Source organism: Streptomyces sp. NPDC088124, from assembly GCF_040685895.1.
GTDB lineage: Bacteria > Actinomycetota > Actinomycetes > Streptomycetales > Streptomycetaceae > Streptomyces.
This window is the reverse complement of sequence record NZ_JBFBJB010000001.1, coordinates 155,698-173,931: the sequence shown is the minus strand read 5'-3', so window position 1 is coordinate 173,931 and position 18,234 is coordinate 155,698. Positions and strand designations below refer to the sequence as shown.

Here is an 18,234-nt window from a genome sequence, read left to right as displayed (position 1 = left end):
GGTACGGCACGTACGGGGCGGGGCCTCTCCGCGTACGCGAGGGGCGACGCGTGACCGGGTGCCTCTCGAACATCCTCCCGCCAGCGCATAGCATCCGGCCATGTCCAATGGTCAGTGGTACCCGCCCGAATGGCCCGAGCGGATCCGTGCCCTCGCCACCGGTGAGATCACCGCGGTGACTCCCCGGCGGGCCGCGACGGTGATGCTCCTGCGCGACGATCCCGGCGGCCCCGGCGTCCCCGGCGGTCCCGCCGTCCACATGCTGCGGCGCCGCGCCTCGATGGCCTTCGCCGCGGGTGCGTACGCGTATCCGGGCGGCGGAGTCGACCCCAGGGACGACGACCGCCTCGTCCGCTGGGCCGGGCCCGGCCGCGACGTATGGGCGCGGCGGCTCGGCGTGGACCCGGCGTCGGCGCAGGCCATCGTCTGCGCGGCGGTACGCGAGACGTACGAGGAGGCGGGCGTCCTGCTCGCGGGGGAGACCGCGGACACCGTCGTCGGTGACATCGGAGCCGCAGTCGACGGGGGAGACAACACCCTTGGCGCCGACGCCGACGCCGACGCCGACGCCGACGCCGACGCGGACCGCGGTGCCGCTCGCGACGCCGACCGGGACGGCTGGGAGGCCGACCGCGCCGCCCTCGTCGACCGGGAGCTCTCCTTCGCCGAATTCCTGGACCGGCGCGGGCTGGTCCTGCGCAGCGATCTGCTCGGCGCGTGGGCCCGCTGGATCACCCCGGAGTTCGAGCCGCGCCGCTACGACACCTGGTTCTTCGTGGCCTCCCTGCCGTCGGGGCAGCGCACCAGGAACGCCTCGACCGAGGCCGACCGTACGGTGTGGATCAGGCCGTCCGAGGCGACGGAGGCGTACGACAAGGGGGAGCTGCTGATGATGCCACCGACCATCGCGACGCTCCGTCAGCTCCAGCCGTACGGTACGGCCGCCGACGCGCTCGCCGCGGCCGCGGGGCGCGATCTGACGCCCGTACTCGCCACGGCCCGATGGGAGGACGGGGAACTGGTCCTGAGCTGGCCGGGGCACGACGAGTTCACCAAGCGCGTCGACCGGGCGCCCGCGTACGACTCGAACGGCCCCGGCCCGGACGCCCCCGGCTCGAACCCTCCCGGCCCGGACACCCGCGGCGAGCAGCACCCGGCCGGAGGCCCCCGATGAGCGACGCGGCGCTTCTCCCCGGCCAGCCACGCGGCGGGGTGCTCTCCGGCCCCGCCACCGCCCGCGCCGTGAACGTCCTCGCCCCGAACCCCTCCCCGATGACGCTCGACGGCACCAACACCTGGATCGTCTCGGAGCCCGGCTCGGACCTGGCGGTCGTGATCGACCCGGGGCCGCTGGACGACACCCACCTCAAGGCGGTCATCAGCGCCGCCGAGCGGGCCGGGAAGCGGGTCGCGCTGACCCTGCTCACCCACGGCCACCCGGACCACGCGGAGGGCGCGGCGCGCTTCGCCGCCCTGACCCGTACCGACGTCCGCGCCCTGGATCCGGCCCTGCGGCTCGGGGACGAGGGGCTGGCGGCCGGGGACGTCGTCACCACCGGCGGGCTGGAGCTGCGGGTCGTGCCCACCCCCGGCCACACCTCCGACTCGCTCTGCTTCCATCTGCCGGCCGACCGCGCGGTATTGACGGGAGACACGGTCCTGGGGCGCGGTACGACGCTCGTCGCGCACCCGGACGGCAGGCTCGGCGACTATCTCGACTCGCTGCGCAGGCTGCGCTCGCTCACGGTCGACGACGGTGTGGACACGGTCCTGCCGGGCCACGGCCCGGTCCTCGACGACGCGCAGGGCGCCGTCGAGTTCTATCTCGCCCACCGGGCCAACCGGCTCGCCCAGATCGAGACCGCGGTCGAGAACGGCCACCGCACCCCCGCGGAGGTCGTGGCGCACGTGTACGCGGAGGTGGACCGCTCCCTGTGGCCCGCCGCCGAGCTGTCCGTACGCGCACAGCTCGACTATCTGCGCGAACACGGCCTTATCCCGGAGTAGCGGGCCCCGGGGCACGCACCATGGGCATGCGGAAGGGCCCCGCCAGGATGGCGGGGCCCTTCCATTGAGCTTCAGCTCCTCAGCTCATCGGCAGCGGCTCTGTCGGTCAGCGGCTCTGCCGCCCAGCAGCCCTGTCGCTCTGTCCGTCGTTCAGCGCGAACGCTTCGCGAGGCGCTCCACGTCCAGCAGGATCACCGCGCGGGCCTCCAGCCGGAGCCAGCCGCGCTGGGCGAAGTCCGCGAGCGCCTTGTTCACCGTCTCGCGCGAGGCGCCGACGAGCTGGGCCAGCTCTTCCTGGGTCAGGTCGTGGACGACGTGGATGCCCTCCTCCGACTGCACGCCGAAGCGGCGCGACAGGTCGAGGAGCGCCCGCGCCACGCGGCCGGGAACGTCGGAGAAGACCAGGTCGGACATCTGGTCGTTCGTCTTGCGCAGCCGTCGCGCGACGGCGCGCAGCAGCGCCGTGGCCACCTCGGGGCGGGCGTTCAGCCAGGGCTGGAGGTCGCCGTGGCCCAGGCCGAGGAGCTTGACCTCGGTGAGCGCGGTCGCGGTCGCGGTGCGCGGGCCCGGGTCGAAGAGGGACAGCTCGCCGATCAGCTCGCCGGGGCCGAGCACCGCCAGCATGTTCTCCCGGCCGTCGGGGGACGTCCGGTGGAGCTTGACCTTGCCTTCGGTGACCACGTAGAGGCGGTCGCCGGGGTCGCCCTCGTGGAACAGCGCGTCACCGCGCGCCAGCGTCGCTTCACTCATCGAGGCGCGGAGCTCCGCCGCCTGCTCGTCATCGAGCGCCGCGAAGAGCGGGGCACGCCGCAGAACGTCGTCCACGTGTTCTCTCCTTGTCGACCTGCTCAGGGAACCATGGTCCCCACCTGCTCAGGGGACCGTGGTCCCCATGATGCCGTACGTGCTGCTTCTTCTCGGGTGGCTCGGCATCCCGGGCATTCTCCGCCCTTCGCCGAGATCCGTTTGTTCGAATCAGCTGTTCGAAACCGTGCGATCAGTCACAAGTTTGACGTACGTGCGTCCCGCGCCGTGCCCGGAGGGCCGATTCGGGTGGTGATCCGCCATGGCCGGGGCGGATGTCAGTGGCGGGCTTTACGCTGGCCGGGTGTCCAACTCGCCGGTGACAGCGCAGGCCAAGGGGGCTGGAAGAGTGTCCGCGGAGCGTAATTCCGCTGTGGGCGAACAGCCTTCGGCGAAACCGAAAAGAGCCGCAAAAGGTACAAAAAGCAAGGCGTCGTCCGCCGCGTCCGGGGCGAAGGCCAAGCCGGAATCGCGGCTGGCGATGGTCCGCCGGGCCCGCCGGATCAACCGTGAGCTGGCCGAGGTCTATCCGTACGCCCATCCCGAGCTGGATTTCCGGAACCCGTTCGAACTGCTGGTCGCGACGGTTCTGTCGGCCCAGACGACCGACCTCCGGGTCAACCAGACGACGCCCGCGCTCTTCGCGAAGTACCCGACACCCGAGGACATGGCCGCGGCCGTGCCGGAGGAGCTGGAGGAGGTCATCCGGCCGACGGGCTTCTTCCGCGCCAAGACCAAGTCGCTGATAGGGCTCTCCACGGCCCTCCGGGACCGGTTCGACGGCGAGGTGCCGGGCCGGCTGGCCGATCTGGTGACGCTGCCGGGCGTCGGCCGCAAGACCGCCAACGTCGTACTCGGCAACGCGTTCGGTGTCCCCGGACTGACCGTGGACACGCACTTCGGCCGGCTCGTCCGGCGCTGGAAGTGGACGGAGCAGGAGGACCCGGAGAAGGTCGAGGCGGAGATCGCCGAGATCTTCCCCAAGAGCGAGTGGACGATGCTCTCGCACCGCGTGATCTTCCACGGGCGCCGGGTCTGCCACTCCCGTAGGCCCGCGTGCGGCGCCTGTCCGATCGCGCCGCTCTGCCCCTCGTACGGGGAGGGCGAGACCGATCCGGAGAAGGCGCGCAAGCTGCTCAAGTACGAGTTGGGCGGCTACCCGGGCCAGCGCCTGAGCCCGCCCGCCGACTACCCCGGCCGACCGGCGCCTCCCGCCCCTCCGGCGGCGCGCGATTGAGCAGGTGGAGAAGGCGCGCCGTATGGGGCCGTATGAAGGTGCGGGGTGCGGCGGGCCGGGGCGGCCGGGTGGAACACACGATCGAGTGGAGTCGGATGGGGGCGGAACGATCCGGTCGATGGTCGGCGTTGTACGACGGGGGTGCTCATGACGCGCGCTAGAGAGACCTACAGCAGCGGGACCCACGGCAGAGGGACCTACGACGGCGGGACGCACGGCAGCGGGACCTACGACGCCGGGGCCCACGGCAGCGGGACCTACGACCCGTCGGCGGACGACATCGCCGTGACCGCCGACGGGCTGCCCGCATGGCTGGCGCCGGTCGCCGGCGCCGCGAGTAACCTCCAGGGCGAGCAGCTCAGCCGTTTCCTGCCGCCCGAGAGCGGCGCCGGCCGCCAGTCCGCCGTGCTGATCCTCTTCGGCGAGGGTGACCGGGGGCCGGAGCTGCTGCTCATGGAACGGGCCAGCAGCCTGCGCTCGCACGCGGGACAGCCCGCGTTCCCCGGTGGCGCCCTCGACCCCGAGGACGGCGATCCGGCCACCACGGGCCCGCTGCGCGCGGCCCTGCGGGAGGCCCAGGAGGAGACCGGCCTCGATCCGGCGGGCGTCCAGCTCTTCGGCGTGCTGCCCAGGCTCTACATCCCCGTGAGCGGCTTCGTGGTGACGCCCGTCCTCGGCTGGTGGCGGGTGCCGACCCCGGTCGGAGTCGTCGACCCGGCGGAGACGGCCCGCGTCTTCACGGTCCCCGTGGAGGCGCTGACGGACCCGGCCAACAGAGCGACCGCCCGCCACCCCCGAGGCCACCAAGGACCCGCCTTCCTGGTCGAGTCGGCTCTGGTCTGGGGGTTCACCGCCGGGGTGATCGACGGGATCCTGCACCACGCCGGATGGGAGCGGCCGTGGGACCGCTCCCGGCAGGTCCCGCTCGACTGGCGTGCATGAAAGGCTGACCCAGTGTCCTGGCCCGGTCCGGAGCGACCGGAGACATTTCCGCGAGGCAAGCGAGGCTATTGACGGTGAACGTGCTGGACATCCTGCTGCTGCTCGCCGCCGTCTGGTTCGCCGTCGTGGGCTACCGCCAGGGGTTCGTCGTCGGCGTCCTGTCGGTGATCGGCTTTCTCGGCGGCGGTCTCGTCGCCGTCTATCTCCTTCCGGTGGTCTGGGCCGAGCTCACCCAGGACTCCGAGGTCTCCACGACGGCCGCCGTCGTGGCGGTCGTCATAGTGATCGTCTGCGCCTCGGTGGGGCAGGCGTTCACCACACACCTCGGCAACAAACTCCGCCGCTACATCACCTGGTCCCCGGCCCGGGCCCTGGACGCGACGGGCGGCGCGCTGGTCAACGTCGTGGCCATGCTGCTGGTCGCCTGGCTGATCGGCTCCGCCCTCGCCGGTACGTCCCTGCCGACGCTCGGCAAGGAGGTCCGCGGCTCGAAGGTCCTCACCGGCGTCTCCCAGGTCATGCCCACGGAGGCGTCGACCTGGTTCACGGACTTCTCGTCCGTCCTCGCGCAGAACGGCTTCCCCCAGGTCTTCAGCCCGTTCGCCAACGAGCCCATCCCCGAGGTGATGCCCCCGGACCCGGCGCTCGCCGGCAGCCCGGTCGCGGCCCGCGCCAAGAACTCCATCGTCAAGGTCGTCGGTACGGCCCAGAGCTGCGGCAAGGTCCTCGAAGGCTCCGGCTTCGTCTTCGCCGACCGCCGGGTGATGACCAACGCGCACGTGGTCGGCGGCGTGAGCGAGCCGACGGTCCAGATCGGCGGCGAGGGCAAGCTGTACGACGCCAAGGTCGTCGTCTACGACTGGCGACGCGACATCGCCGTACTGGATGTGCCGGACCTCCCGGCCGCACCGCTCAAGTTCAGCGAGGAGAGCGCGGCCAGCCGGGACGACGCGATCGTCGCCGGCTTCCCGGAGAACGGCGCGTACGACGTCCGCTCCGCCCGCGTCCGCGGCACCATCGAGGCCAACGGCCCCGACATCTACCGCCGCGATGAGGTCCAGCGCGGCGTCTACTCGCTCTTCGCGACCGTGCGCCAGGGCAACTCCGGCGGCCCGCTCCTCACCCCGGAGGGCGAGGTGTACGGAGTGATCTTCGCCAGGTCGCTCGACGACCCCGACACGGGCTACGCCCTGACGGTCGACGAGATCCGCGACGACATCACCCTCGGCCGGTCCGCGAACCAGCAGGTCGACACCGAGGGGTGCGCGCTCTAGTGCCCCCCGCCGCGCTGGTGGCGACAGACTCCAGGGCCTCTCGTTTGGATCATGCTGGGCTCGCGTGCCCGCAGTGACATCAGCCGCTACCGCGGCGGGCGCTCCCTGATCCAGCCTGATCCAAACGAAAGACCCTAGCCGCGTTGATGGCGCAGCCGGGCCGAGACCCAGCGCGCCCTGCGGCGGAGGATCAGCGAAATGCCGAGCCGGGCATCATGGCCCTGATCTTCGGAGCCGCCCCTCCTGCGGGTGATCGGCCCCGAGGCCGAGCGGCGGTTGCGTGCTGCGTCACCGTAGTCGTGCGTCCAGCCCATACACCGACGTCTGCCCGTGCCCCATGGTCGGTAACCGCTCCCGAGGCGGCCAATCGGCCTATGCGCGCGGCATTTGGCTGTTCATAGGACAAGCGTTCGTGACGTTCGCCCAATGGGGTGTGTGCCGGTCACTTCCGCCGCCGTCCGGCCGTTCAACGGTCCGGTTCGGGATCCTTGAGCCAGTTGATGAGCTCCGACGAGAACGCCGCCGGATCCTCCTCGTGCGGGAAGTGTCCCAGACCGTCGAACAGCCGCCAGCGGTACGGCGCCTCCACGTACTCCGCCGACCCGGCCGTGCTGCGCGTTCGCATCGCCGGATCGAGTGACCCGTGGAGCTGCAGGGTCGGCACCCGCACGGGCCGTTTCATCCGCCGGTTGAACTGGATGCCGTCGGGGCGCGCCATGGACCGCACCATCCAGCGGTACGGCTCGATCGAGCAGTGCGCCGTGGAGGGAATGGCCATCGCCCGCCGGTAGACCTCGACGGTCTCGTCGTCGGGCAGCCGGGGCCCCGACCAGTCCCGGATCAGCCGCCCCACCAGCGCCGCGTCGTCGGCGAGCAGTTGACGCTCCGGCAGCCACGGCCGCTGGAAACCCCAGATGTACGAGCCGGCCCGGCTCTGCGAGAAGTCGGAGAGCATCGCCGAGCGCCAGCGCCGCGGGTGCGGCATCGAGGAGACCGCCAGTCGGCGCACCAGCTTGGGCCGCATCACCGCCGCCGTCCAGGCGAGGTAGCCGCCCAGATCATGGCCGACGAGCGCGGCGTCCGGCTCGCCGAGGGAGCGCACCACGCCCGTGATGTCGAGGGCCAGGTTGGCGGGGTCGTACCCGCGCGGCGTACGGTCGCTGCCGCCCACCCCGCGCAGATCCATCGCGACCGCCCGGTACCCGGCCTCCGCGAGCGCCGGGAGCTGGTGCCGCCAGGTCCACCAGAACTGCGGGAAGCCGTGCAGCAGCAGCACCAGCGGCCCGTCGCCCATCTCGGCGATGTGGAAGCGCGCGCCGTTGGCCGCGACGTCGCGATGGGTCCAGGGCCCGTCGAGGCGTACGGCAGAACCAGGCGCCGGTGCGGGCCGGGCCGGTTCCGGCGAACTCGCCGGGGTCGAACCGGGAGTGACGCCGGGCTCGGAATCAGGGGCGGTCATGCAGTCGAGCGTGCCACAGACTTGGAGCTTTCCCCGACCTCGCGGGGGTGGGGCTTCACATTCTGGAACACGGCGGCGGTCTGCTTGGCCGAGGCGATCGACTTCTCCGGCGGCTTGACCTTCTTGAACTTCCGCAGCGCGATGAAGGACAGCAGCCCGGCGATCACCAGGAACGCGGCGCCCACGATCAGGAACGACCAGGCCAGGCCCAGTCCCAGATTGTGGATTCCGTACGCGGCGGCGAAGCTCAGCACCGGCAGTGCGAACAGCGCGAACACCGCGGCGATGGCGATGGCCGCGCTGCCTGCGACTCCGCGCTTGACGTCCTGCCGGACCTCCGCCTTGACCAGGGCGATCTCATCGTGCACCAGCGCGGACATCTCGGCGGTCGCCGAGGCGACCAGCTGACCGATACTGCGGTCCGCACCGCCGGCCTCGACAACGGTGCCGGTCGTGACGGCGTCGGCGACGTGCATGCCGGGGTCGCTCATCGGTGACTCCCTACCTTCTCGCTCTTCTCGTCTGCGGATCGCAGGTCGGTCCGTCTGCGGATCGCAGGTGCGTCGGATGTCCGATCATGCCGGACCGGCGCCGTCATCGCTCGCCGCCCCCGCGTGTTCCGCCAGCCTTCGGTGTTCCGCGGCCTTCGCCTCGTACAGCGCGGCCATCCGCAAGTGGTAGTCCGGATCGTCCTGTTCGTAGATGTCGGGGATGCCGTCCCGGTCCTCGTCGAGCTCCTCCGCCTCGTACAGCGCGCGGTACTTACGGACCCGCATCTTGAGCAGGATGCCGGCCAGTACGGCGGCGATCAGGGAGCCCGTCAGCACCGCGGCCTTCACCTCGTCGGTGAGCCCGGGATCGCCGGTGAAGGCCAGCTCACCGATGAGCAGGGAGACGGTGAACCCGATCCCGGCGAGTGCGGCGAGGGCGAAGACATCGGGCCAGGCCAGGTCCTCGTTCAGCTCGGCGCGGGTGAACCGTACGGCCAGCCACGTACCGCCGAAGATGCCGACCGCCTTGCCGACCACCAGCCCCAGGACCACCCCGAGGGTCTCCGGCTCGGTGAAGACCTGGCCGAGCGCGCCGCCGGAGACCGAGACACCCGCCGAGAAGAGTGCGAACAGCGGCACGGCCAGGCCGGCGGAGAGAGGGCGGACGAGATGCTCGATGTGCTCACCGGGGGACTGCTCCTCGCCCTCGCGGCGCGTGCAGCGCAGCATCAGCCCCATCGCGACCCCGGCGATGGTGGCGTGGACGCCGCTGTTGTACATCAGCCCCCAGATGACCAGGGCCAGCGGGACGTACACGTACCAGCCGCGTACCCCCGAGCGCAGCAGCAGCCAGAAGACGGCGAGGCCCGCGAAGGCGCCGCCGAGCGCCAGGAAGTCCAGCTCGCTCGTGAAGAAGACGGCGATGATCAGGATGGCGAAGAGGTCGTCGACGACGGCGAGCGTGAGGAGGAAGGCGCGCAGCGCGGACGGCAGGGATGTGCCGAGGACCGCGAGGACGGCGAGAGCGAAGGCGATGTCGGTGGCTACGGGCACGGCCCAGCCGTCGAGCGAACCGCCGCTCACCGTATTGACCAGCACATACACCAGCGCGGGCGCGGCCATACCGGAGAGCGCGGCGATGACGGGGAGGGCGGCGGCCTTCGGTTCTCGCAGTTCCCCGGCCACGAGTTCACGCTTGAGTTCGATGCCGGCGACGAAGAAGAAGAGGGCGAGCAGGCCGTCGGCGGCCCAGTGCTGCACGGAGAGGTCGAGGCCGAGCGAGCCAGGCCCGAGATGAAATTCGCGTACGGCGTCGTAGCTGCCGCTGAGGGGGGTGTTCGCCCAGACCAGGGCGGCGACGGCGGCGACGAGCAGCAGCACACCGCCGACGGTTTCGGTACGGAGCTGCTCCGCCAGGTAGTTCCGCTCGGGGAGCGGGAGCCGTCCGAGGAACTTGCGTGCGGGCGTGGGCGCGGGCATTCGTGTGCTCCGGTCGGGTCGGCGGGCATGACGTATCACATGCCGACCAGACTTCCCGGCGCCCCTGTGGACTTCTTGTTCATTTGTCGATGCGTTTCTCACCCTACCCGGATGCGCCGAACGGGGCGTCCGGGGTGCGGTCCCTGTGATGGACCGGGTACAGGAGCCGGGGCCCCTGTACCCGGTCCGCGTGCGCTCAGTCCTCGCTGGTCGCGGTGGGGAGCTGGGTCTGGATGAGCTCCATGACCGAGGCGTCGGTCAGGGTGGTGACGTCCCCGAGCTGGCGGTCCTCCGCGACGTCCCGGAGCAGGCGCCGCATGATCTTGCCGGAGCGGGTCTTCGGCAGTTCGGCGACCGGAAGGATCCGCTTGGGCTTGGCGATCGGGCCGAGCACCCCGCTGACGTGGTTCCGCAATTCGGCCACCAGGCCGTCGTCCGCGGAGGCGGTGCCGCGCAGGATCACGAAGGCGACGATGGCCTGGCCGGTGGTGGCGTCGGCGGCGCCGACGACCGCCGCCTCGGCGACCTTGGGGTGGGAGACGAGGGCGGACTCGACCTCGGTCGTGGAGATGTTGTGACCGGAGACCAGCATGACGTCGTCGACGCGGCCCAGCAGCCAGATGTCGCCGTCGTCGTCCTTCTTGGCGCCGTCCCCGGCGAAGTACCGGCCCTCGAAACGCGACCAGTACGTGTCGATGAACCGCTGGTCGTCGCCCCAGATGGTGCGGAGCATGGACGGCCACGGCTCGGTGAGGACGAGATAGCCACCGCCCCCGTCGGGCACCTCACGCCCCTCGTCGTCCACGACCGTGGCGGAGATGCCGGGCAGGGCACGCTGCGCGGAGCCCGGCTTCGTCGCGGTCACCCCGGGAAGCGGGGAGATCATCATGGCGCCGGTCTCGGTCTGCCACCAGGTGTCCACGACCGGGGTGGTGCCCGCGCCGATGTGCTCGCGGTACCAGACCCAGGCCTCGGGGTTGATCGGCTCGCCGACCGAGCCCAGCACGCGCAGGGACGACAGGTCGAACTTGGCGGGGATGTCGTCGCCCCACTTCATGAACGTACGGATCGCGGTCGGCGCGGTGTAGAGGATCGTCACCCCGTACTTCTGGACGATCTCCCAGAACCGTCCCTGGTGCGGGGTGTCGGGGGTGCCCTCGTACATCACCTGGGTGGCGCCGTTGGCGAGCGGCCCGTACACGATGTACGAGTGGCCGGTCACCCAGCCGATGTCGGCCGTGCACCAGTACACATCCGTCTCCGGCTTGAGGTCGAAGACCGCGTGGTGGGTGTAGGCGGCCTGGGTGAGATAACCGCCCGAGGTGTGCAGGATGCCCTTCGGCTTACCCGTCGTGCCAGAGGTGTAGAGGATGAAGAGCGGGTGCTCCGCGCCGAACGCCTCCGGGGTGTGCTCCTTGGACTGGCGGCCCACGATCTCGTGCCACCACACGTCCCGCGCGCTGTCGAAGGCGGTGTCCTGCCCCGTACGACGCACCACGAGGACGTGCTCGACCTGCGGGCACTTGGCGACGGCCTCGTCGATGGCCGGCTTGAGCGCGGACGGTTTGCCGCGGCGGTACCCGCCGTCGGAGGTGATGACCAGCTTGGCGTCGGCGTCCTGGATACGGGAGGCGACGGCGTCGGCCGAGAAGCCGCCGAAGACCACCGAGTGCGCGGCCCCGATCCGGGCGCACGCCAGCATGGCGATCGCGGCCTCGGGGATCATCGGCAGATAGACGGCGACCCGGTCCCCGGTGCGCACGCCGAGCTCGGTGAGGGCGTTCGCGGCCCGCGACACCTCGTCCTTCAGCTCCGCGTAGGTGAGGGTCCGGCTGTCACCGGGCTCGCCCTCGAAGTGGATCGCCACCCGGTCACCGTGGCCGGCCTCGACATGGCGGTCGACACAGTTGTACGCGACGTTCAGCTCACCGTCGGCGAACCACTTCGCGAACGGGGGGTTCGACCAGTCGAGCGTCTCGGTCGGCTCGGTGACCCAGGTGAGCCGCCTCGCCTGCTCGGCCCAGAAGCCAAGCCTGTCCGCCTCGGCCCGCTCGTACGCCTCCGCCCTCACATTGGCGTGCGCGGCCAGCTCGGCCGGCGGAGTGAACCGCCGCTCCTCCTTGAGCAGGTTGGAGAGGGAAGAAGTCTCGCTCATCGTCCCGTCTCCTCCTTGAGAAGATTGGCCAGGCTTTCGTTGCTCACGACATCTCCCTTTCCCAGGGCGTCCTAGCGTCCTATGTGTCCCGGGGCCGGTGCCCCGTCCGGCACGCTCTGCCCGTCACGGGCGAAGAATGCCGGTCGCGCCACTAGCTCATCAGGCGAATGACCGGGTGACAAGGGGCTTCTCCGCAGGCCCCTGGCCGCCCGGCTACCCGCGCATGGCCCTCCCGACCCGGCCTCCCGCCCGGTGCCCTGCCGGGCGGGAGCGGCCCGCTTCCCCCGGACAGGTGGGTGGGAAGAGGAGGGAAGGGGGCCACACACTCTCACGGATGCGGTACGCGGACGGTTCAGGCGCGCGACTCCTCCCGTTCGGTGGGCGGGACCCGGTTGAACACTTCCTCGTCCAGGGCGTCGGCCGTGCCCGTCCCGGCGCCGTCCGCCAGCAGATACGCCTGGGCCTCGCCGACATGGAAGTACATGCCGTGCAGCGCCAGCCGGTTCTCGGCGAGTGCGCGCGCGACCGCCTCGTGGGCCCGGAGATGCTCCAGCTGCTGGACCACATTGGTCAGACAGAGCTGCTCGACCACGTCGTCCGTCGGCCGTCCGGAGATCCCGGCCCACGCATGCTGACGGCTTCTCATCCGCGCCAGGCTGGGCTGCCCGTGGCGCAGCCACCGTGTCAGTGAGGTCGCCGGCGCGTCGGGATCGCCGGGACGCTGCTCGGGCGTGTTCAGCAGGGCCTGCATCGCGCCGCACCCCGAGTGACCACAGACAGTGATCGACTCCACGCGCAGCACATCCACCGCGTACTCGATCGCGGCCGCCACACAGTCGTCCGCGCCGTCGGCCCCCGGCAGGGGTACCAGATTCCCCACGTTCCGTACCGTGAAGAGGTCGCCCGGGCCGCTGGACGTGATCATGCTCGTGACCAGCCGGGAGTCGGCGCAGGTGAGGAAGAGCTGGGAGGGGCGTTGGCCCTCGCGCGCCAGCCGCGCCAGCTCGGCGCGCACCAGCGGGGCCGTGTTGCGCTGGAAGAAGCTGAGCCCGCTGGCCAGTTGCAGTCCGCCCGACCACGGGGCCTCATCACCGCTCCGGTGGTGATTGCGCCACGGCGTCCAGGGGCCGCAGCGGGCATGCGGCTCACCGGAGGGCGGCTCCGCGATGCTGTCGCCCGCCCGTCCGGTGAACTCGGCCGCACCTCCCTGGGCGATGTGCGCGGTGCGCCAGTCGTTCAGGGCCTCGTACGCCGCGTGATCCATGAACGACCCGTCCAGCTCCACCACGCATCTGGCCTCCTGCGGGACCTGGTGCAGCATCCGGCTGAGTCTCGGCACGGCGAGGAAGGTCAACTGGCCCCGGGCCCGCACCCGGTGGACACCGCCCCGCTCCTCCACCGTGATCCGTGTTCTCGCCAGCCGGTGCAGCGCGACCGCCACGGCCACGGCGATGCCGATCACGACCCCCTCCAGCACTCCGGTGAGGACCACGGCGGTGATCGTCACCGCGTACACCAGCATCTCCCGGTTCCGGCGCACGCTGCGCAGATGCGTGATGTTCACCATCTGGACCCCGACGACCATCACCAGCGCGGCGAGGGCCGCCAGCGGGATCAGATCGAGCACGGACACGAGCAGCAGAGCCGCCACCGCGATCCACAGGCCGTGCAGCATCGTCGAGTTCCGGCTCACCGCCCCTGCGGCGACATTGGCGGAGCTTCGCACGGCGACCCCGGTGACGGGGAGGCCGCCGAGGGCGCCGGAGAGCAGATTCCCGGCGCCCTGTCCGGCCAGCTCCCGGTCGAGCCGGGCGCGCGGGATCCGGACGCCGGGTGTCTTGCGCGCGGCCACGAGTTTGTCCACGGCGACCGCGGAGAGGAGCGATTCGACGCTGGCGACGAGAGTGATCGTGAGGACGGCGGCGAGCAGCCCGAGCGCCGGTCCCTCGGGCAGCTCGGGCAGGGCGTGACTGCTCCAGGACGGCAGGTCGACCCGTTCCAGCCGTAGCCCGGCGAGAGCCGCCGCCGCGGTCGCGAGGGCCACTGCGGCGAGCGCTGCCGGGATCTTCCGCACGACCCGGCCCGCGTTCCCCGGGATACGCGGCCACAGGAGCAGCACCGCGATCGTCAGGGTGCTCACGGAGAGCGCGCCGAGGTGCAGGTTGGCCAACTGGGCGGGCAGCCCGCGCACGTTGTCGACGGCGGAGCTCTGAGGCGAGCCGCCGAGCACGATGTGCAGCTGGGCGAGGGCGATCGTCACACCGATCCCCGCGAGCATGCCGTGGACGATCGCCGGGCTGACGGCGAGCGCGGAGCGGGCCACCCGCAGCGCGGCGAGGCCGAGTTGGGCAAGCCCCGCGCAGACGGTGATCGCGCAGGTGGTGCGCCAGCCGTACCGCTGGATCAAGTCGGCGGTGACGACGGTGAGCCCGGCCGCCGGCCCGCTGACCTGGAGCGGTGCTCCGCCGAACCGGCCCACGACCAGCCCCCCGACCGCGGCGGCCACCAAGCCCGCCTGGAGCGGCGCGCCGGTGGCGAGCGCGATGCCCAGGGAGAGCGGGAGCGCGATCAGGAAGACGGAGATCGACGCGGAGAAATCGGCCCCGGCGATCCGGAACCTGTGGCCGCCCGGCGGCGCGGGGCGGGCCGGACGGTCGGTCTGACTGGGAACGCAGGCGCTCATGATTCCCGTCCCCTCCGGGCGGCTGGCGGACGCGTGTGCGGCGCCCGGTTCAACTCTTGGTAAATGGATCGTAATGGAGGGTAAAGATTAATGTAGGGCATTTCGGGCAAATGGACTAGTTATTCACTCGGGGTAGTGATTAGTCATTTTGTACGGCTTGTCGTTTCTTCTTCTTATTGGTCTCGGTGCGAGGTTGTCCGCACTCGACGCCGTGTCGGCAGTCGCCGCTCGGCACTTCGGTACGGAACCTGAAGGAAGAGGTGGGCGGATGCTGGCCGCCACAAAACGGATCTCCTTCGGCGCGGCTGTCATGGCGCTCGCCGTCGGCCTCGCCGGATGCTCCGGTGCCCAGGGCGCCGGGGAGAAAGCGGCGAAGGGCTCCCAGGCGGAGAAGGGGGCGCCCGGAGCGCAGAACGCCGTACGGCTCATCGGTGACGGCTCGACCGCGTTCACCGGTGCGCAGCCGCATCTCTCCGCGCCGCAGCGGCTGAAGCCCGGCCAGAAGCCCCCGCAGTTCGTGGTGTTCTCGTGGGACGGTGCGGGCGAGGACAGCCAGCAGCTCTTCTCGCACTTCCGGGAGGTGGCCCGGAAGTACAACGCGAAGATGACGTATTTCCTGAGCGGTGTCTATCTGCTCCCCGAGGAGAAGGCCCAGCAGTACGACCCGCCGAAGCACCTGCCCGGCCAGTCGGACATCGGCTTCAACGACATCAAGGGGATCAAGGACACCCTGCGCGAGGTGCGGGCCGCCTGGAGCGAGGGCAATGAGATCGGCACCCACTTCAACGGCCACTTCTGCGGCAACGAGGGCGGCGTCGGCACCTGGTCCGTCGACGAGTGGAAGAGCGAGATCAACCAGGCCAAGTCGTTCGTGAAGGGCTGGAAGACCAACGCGGGCCTCCAGGACGAGGCCCCGCTGCCCTTCGACTACGACAAGGAGATGATCGGCGCCCGCACGCCGTGCCTGGAGGGCCAGAAGAACGCGATGCGGGCCGGCCGGGAGCTCGGCCTCCGCTACGACTCCAGCGGCATCGGCAACCAGGTCTGGCCGAAGAAGAAGGAGGGGCTGTGGGACGTTCCGCTCCAGCTCGTCCCGGTGCCGGGCCGCGAGTTCGAGACGCTCTCGATGGACTACAACTTCATGTACAACCAGTCGGGGGAGTCGAGCGGTGACGAATCGCAGCACACGTACTGGGGCAATCAGATGCGTGACGGCCTGCTCCAGGCGTTCGACCGCGCCTACGCGGGCAACCGCGCCCCGCTGATCATCGGCAACCACTTCGAGTCCTGGAACGGCGGCACGTACATGCGCGCCGTCGAGGAGACCATCAAGACGGTCTGCACCCAGAAGGACGTGCAGTGCGTGACCTTCCGCCAGCTTGTGGACTGGCTGGACGCGCAGGACCCGGCGACCCTGGAGAAGCTGCGGGGCCTCGGCGTGGGCGAGGCCCCGAAGGGCGGCTGGGCGGCCTACACGGCGGCCACCTCCCCCATGAACTCCGCCTCCCCGGCCACCTCTGCGTCCCCGGCCACCACCGCGTCCCCGTCCACCGCCGCGGGAAGCTGAGCCGCCGGCCGGCTTTTCGTCAGGAGGGCTGGGGCAGGGCGAGGGCTTCGCTGAGGACGAAGGCGGGGTCGACCTGAGCGGCCAGGTCGACCCCTGTCTTCGCGTTGCCCCAGTTCTCGGCGTTCCTGAGGTGGAAGTGGACCATCTGCCGCGTGTACCGCTCCCAGTCGCGCAGCTCGTACGAGTCCTCCGCCGTGTCCTGCATCGTCTGGAGCGCGCAGCGGTTGTCCGCCTCCAGCAGTTCGAACCGGGCGGGCCGGCCCTTCTCCATCGCCCGTACCCACTCGGAGTGGCCGACCGTGACGAGCAGGTCCTCGCCCACCTCGTCGCGGAGGAACTCCACGTCGTCCCGGCCCTGGACCTTGTTGCCGACGACCTTGAGCGAGACCCCGAAGTCCCGTGCGTACTCCTTGTACTGGCGGTAGACCGACACCCCCTTGCGGGTCGGCTCGGCGACCAGGAATGTCATGTCGAACCGGGTGAACATTCCGGAGGCGAAGGAGTCCGAGCCGGCCGTCATGTCGACGACCACGTACTCGTGGGGCCCGTCGACGAGATGGTTCAGGCACAGCTCAACCGCGCCGACCTTGGAGTGGTAGCAGGCCACGCCCAGATCGGACTCCGAGAACGGGCCGGTGGCCATCAGCCGGATCTCGCCGTCGTCGAGAGCCACGGGGCGGGCGCACGCGTCGTACACCGGGTTGTTCTCGCAGACCCGCAGCAGCCGCGATCCCTCGCCCGGCGGCGTTGTCTTGATCATCGAATCCGCCGAGGAGATCCGCGGATTGGTGCCCCGCAGATACTCCTTGATCAGCGGCAGGTGTGCCCCCATCGCGGGCAGCGTCGCGGCTGCTGTGTCGTCGAGGCCGAGCGCGGCTCCGAGATGCTGGTTGATGTCGGCGTCCACTGCGACGACGGGGGCCTCGTTGGCGGTCAGGTGGCGGATGAAGAGCGAGGACAGCGTCGTCTTGCCGCTGCCGCCCTTCCCCACGAAAGCGATCTTCATGTTCACGTAGGGTAGCCGCATTCTCGCTGCGGGTGAGGTGCTTGTGTGGAGAAGACCACTCCAAGGTGGGACGTACGCGCGGGGCGCGTAGCCTCGCTACTTATGAGTACGACAGCCTCTGACGCTTCCTCCGCGCCATGGCCGGAGGACCCCCTGGCCACCCTGGCGGCCCTGCCGGGCGTCCCCGACGCCGTGGACTCCGTGCGAAAGGCCGTCGACCGGGTCTACGGCCACCGCGTGATGCGGCGTCGTAGCGGCGAGGTCACCTCCGAGGCGGCTCTCCGCGCGGCGCGAGGCTCCGCCGCGCTGTCCGGAGCGGACTGGGCGCTCGAAGAGGTGCGCCGGCGCAGCGATTTCGGCTCGGACGCCGAGGCGCGTACGGTCGGCGCCGCTCTGCGGCTGAACGCCGAGGCAGGCCAGTTGCTCTCCATCTGGTCGCAGTCACCGCTCCGGGTGCTGGCCCGGCTGCACCTGGTGGCCGCCGGCGGTGCCGGGGTGTCCGACCGCACCGTGGGGCGGCCCCGGCTGGCGGGGGAACCGGTCGTGGAGGCGCCCGGCTCCGGCCTCGCGGCTTCCGGCGCCGGTGCGCCGCTGGCCGAGGGGGCGCTGCCCGATGGGGCGCCGGCCGCTGGCCCGTGGGCCGAGGCGCCGCTGCCGGGCGCGGACGAGGTGGCCGCACGGCTGGACGGACTGGCGCAGCTGGTGCTCGCGACCAGTACGGCGCCCGCGCTGGTGACGGCTGCGGTGGTGCACGGGGAACTGCTGGCGCTGCGCCCCTTCGGGTCGTACAACGGCCTTGTGGCGCGGGCGGCCGAGCGCATCGTGCTGATCGGCAGCGGTCTCGACCCCAAGTCGATCTGCCCGGCGGAGGTCGGTCACGCGGAGCTGGGGCGCGCGGCGTACGCGGCTGCCTTTGACGGTTATCTGACCGGGACTCCGGAGGGGATGGCGGCGTGGATCACGCACTGCGGTCGCGCCGTCGAGCTGGGGGTACGGGAGTCCACGGCCGTCTGCGAGGCCCTGCAGCGGGGCGCGGCCTGACGCCCGGCCCCACGTCTGTCCTGCCCGTTATGTTTCGCCGCGTCTCGTTGCGTCTGGTCCAGGGGGCGGCCTGCTGCCCATGCCTCGAA

15 protein-coding genes are annotated in these 18,234 nt (G+C 71.0%); 7 read left to right on the top strand and 8 right to left on the bottom strand.

What is annotated here, in order from left to right; all coding sequences use genetic code 11:
- Positions 1 to 100 precede the first annotated feature (100 nt).
- Positions 101 to 1,174: an NUDIX hydrolase gene (locus AB0P17_RS00750; RefSeq protein WP_365806288.1), complete on the top strand. Its 1,074-nt coding sequence runs from the start codon at positions 101 to 103 to the stop codon at positions 1,172 to 1,174.
- Positions 1,171 to 2,007, top strand: coding sequence for an MBL fold metallo-hydrolase (locus AB0P17_RS00745; protein ID WP_365806286.1), 837 nt, complete (start codon positions 1,171 to 1,173; stop codon positions 2,005 to 2,007). Before AB0P17_RS00750 ends, AB0P17_RS00745 begins: the two co-directional genes overlap by 4 nt.
- Before the next feature lie 150 nt (positions 2,008 to 2,157).
- Here the strand turns inward: AB0P17_RS00745 and AB0P17_RS00740 are convergent, their stop codons facing one another.
- Positions 2,158 to 2,832: a Crp/Fnr family transcriptional regulator gene (locus AB0P17_RS00740; RefSeq protein WP_015034542.1), complete on the bottom strand. Its 675-nt coding sequence runs from the start codon at positions 2,830 to 2,832 to the stop codon at positions 2,158 to 2,160.
- A gap of 352 nt (positions 2,833 to 3,184) precedes the next feature.
- Here AB0P17_RS00740 and nth point away from each other — a divergent pair, with 352 nt between their 5' ends.
- The 3 genes from nth (at position 3,185) to AB0P17_RS00725 (ending at position 6,264) form a co-directional block, all read left to right on the top strand.
- A complete protein-coding gene (gene nth / locus AB0P17_RS00735) occupies positions 3,185 to 4,048 on the top strand; it encodes an endonuclease III (protein ID WP_365806284.1) in 864 nt (287 codons plus the stop codon).
- Between the two features lie 147 nt (positions 4,049 to 4,195).
- Entirely contained in the window at positions 4,196 to 4,990 is a 795-nt protein-coding gene (locus AB0P17_RS00730) for a CoA pyrophosphatase (RefSeq protein WP_365806282.1), read from the top strand.
- 74 nt (positions 4,991 to 5,064) lie between these two features.
- Positions 5,065 to 6,264: a MarP family serine protease gene (locus AB0P17_RS00725; RefSeq protein WP_365806280.1), complete on the top strand. Its 1,200-nt coding sequence runs from the start codon at positions 5,065 to 5,067 to the stop codon at positions 6,262 to 6,264.
- 134 nt (positions 6,265 to 6,398) lie between these two features.
- Here AB0P17_RS00725 and AB0P17_RS00720 read toward each other — a convergent pair whose 3' ends face one another.
- The 6 genes from AB0P17_RS00720 to AB0P17_RS00695 form a co-directional block, all read right to left on the bottom strand.
- On the bottom strand, positions 6,399 to 6,578 hold the full coding sequence (locus tag AB0P17_RS00720; protein ID WP_365806278.1) for a hypothetical protein: 180 nt from the start codon (positions 6,576 to 6,578) through the stop codon (positions 6,399 to 6,401).
- Positions 6,579 to 6,730: 152 nt separating this feature from the next.
- Positions 6,731 to 7,723: an alpha/beta hydrolase gene (locus AB0P17_RS00715; protein WP_365806277.1), complete on the bottom strand. Its 993-nt coding sequence runs from the start codon at positions 7,721 to 7,723 to the stop codon at positions 6,731 to 6,733.
- Positions 7,720 to 8,199, bottom strand: a complete 480-nt coding sequence (locus tag AB0P17_RS00710) for a phage holin family protein (protein WP_365806491.1) — start codon at positions 8,197 to 8,199, stop codon at positions 7,720 to 7,722. Before AB0P17_RS00710 ends, AB0P17_RS00715 begins: the two co-directional genes overlap by 4 nt.
- Positions 8,200 to 8,298: 99 nt before the next feature.
- The gene (nhaA, locus tag AB0P17_RS00705) at positions 8,299 to 9,693 is read right to left on the bottom strand and encodes a Na+/H+ antiporter NhaA (RefSeq protein ID WP_365806275.1); all 1,395 of its coding nucleotides are present in this window, start codon (positions 9,691 to 9,693) and stop codon (positions 8,299 to 8,301) included.
- Between the two features lie 196 nt (positions 9,694 to 9,889).
- Positions 9,890 to 11,848, bottom strand: coding sequence for an acetate--CoA ligase (gene acs, locus AB0P17_RS00700; RefSeq protein WP_365806273.1), 1,959 nt, complete (start codon positions 11,846 to 11,848; stop codon positions 9,890 to 9,892).
- Positions 11,849 to 12,200: 352 nt separating this feature from the next.
- Complete coding sequence (locus AB0P17_RS00695) at positions 12,201 to 14,531, bottom strand: SulP family inorganic anion transporter (RefSeq protein WP_365806271.1); 2,331 nt, start codon at positions 14,529 to 14,531, stop codon at positions 12,201 to 12,203.
- 268 nt (positions 14,532 to 14,799) lie between these two features.
- On the opposite strand from AB0P17_RS00695, the gene AB0P17_RS00690 reads away from it, so the two are divergent.
- Positions 14,800 to 16,098, top strand: coding sequence for a hypothetical protein (locus tag AB0P17_RS00690; RefSeq protein WP_365806270.1), 1,299 nt, complete (start codon positions 14,800 to 14,802; stop codon positions 16,096 to 16,098).
- 19 nt (positions 16,099 to 16,117) lie between these two features.
- On the opposite strand, the gene AB0P17_RS00685 is transcribed toward AB0P17_RS00690, so the two are convergent.
- Entirely contained in the window at positions 16,118 to 17,104 is a 987-nt protein-coding gene (locus AB0P17_RS00685; protein ID WP_365806269.1) for an ATP-binding protein, read from the bottom strand.
- A gap of 102 nt (positions 17,105 to 17,206) precedes the next feature.
- Here AB0P17_RS00685 and AB0P17_RS00680 point away from each other — a divergent pair, with 102 nt between their 5' ends.
- Positions 17,207 to 18,145, top strand: a complete 939-nt coding sequence (locus tag AB0P17_RS00680) for an oxidoreductase (protein WP_365806268.1) — start codon at positions 17,207 to 17,209, stop codon at positions 18,143 to 18,145.
- The last annotated feature ends 89 nt before the right edge of the window (positions 18,146 to 18,234 follow it).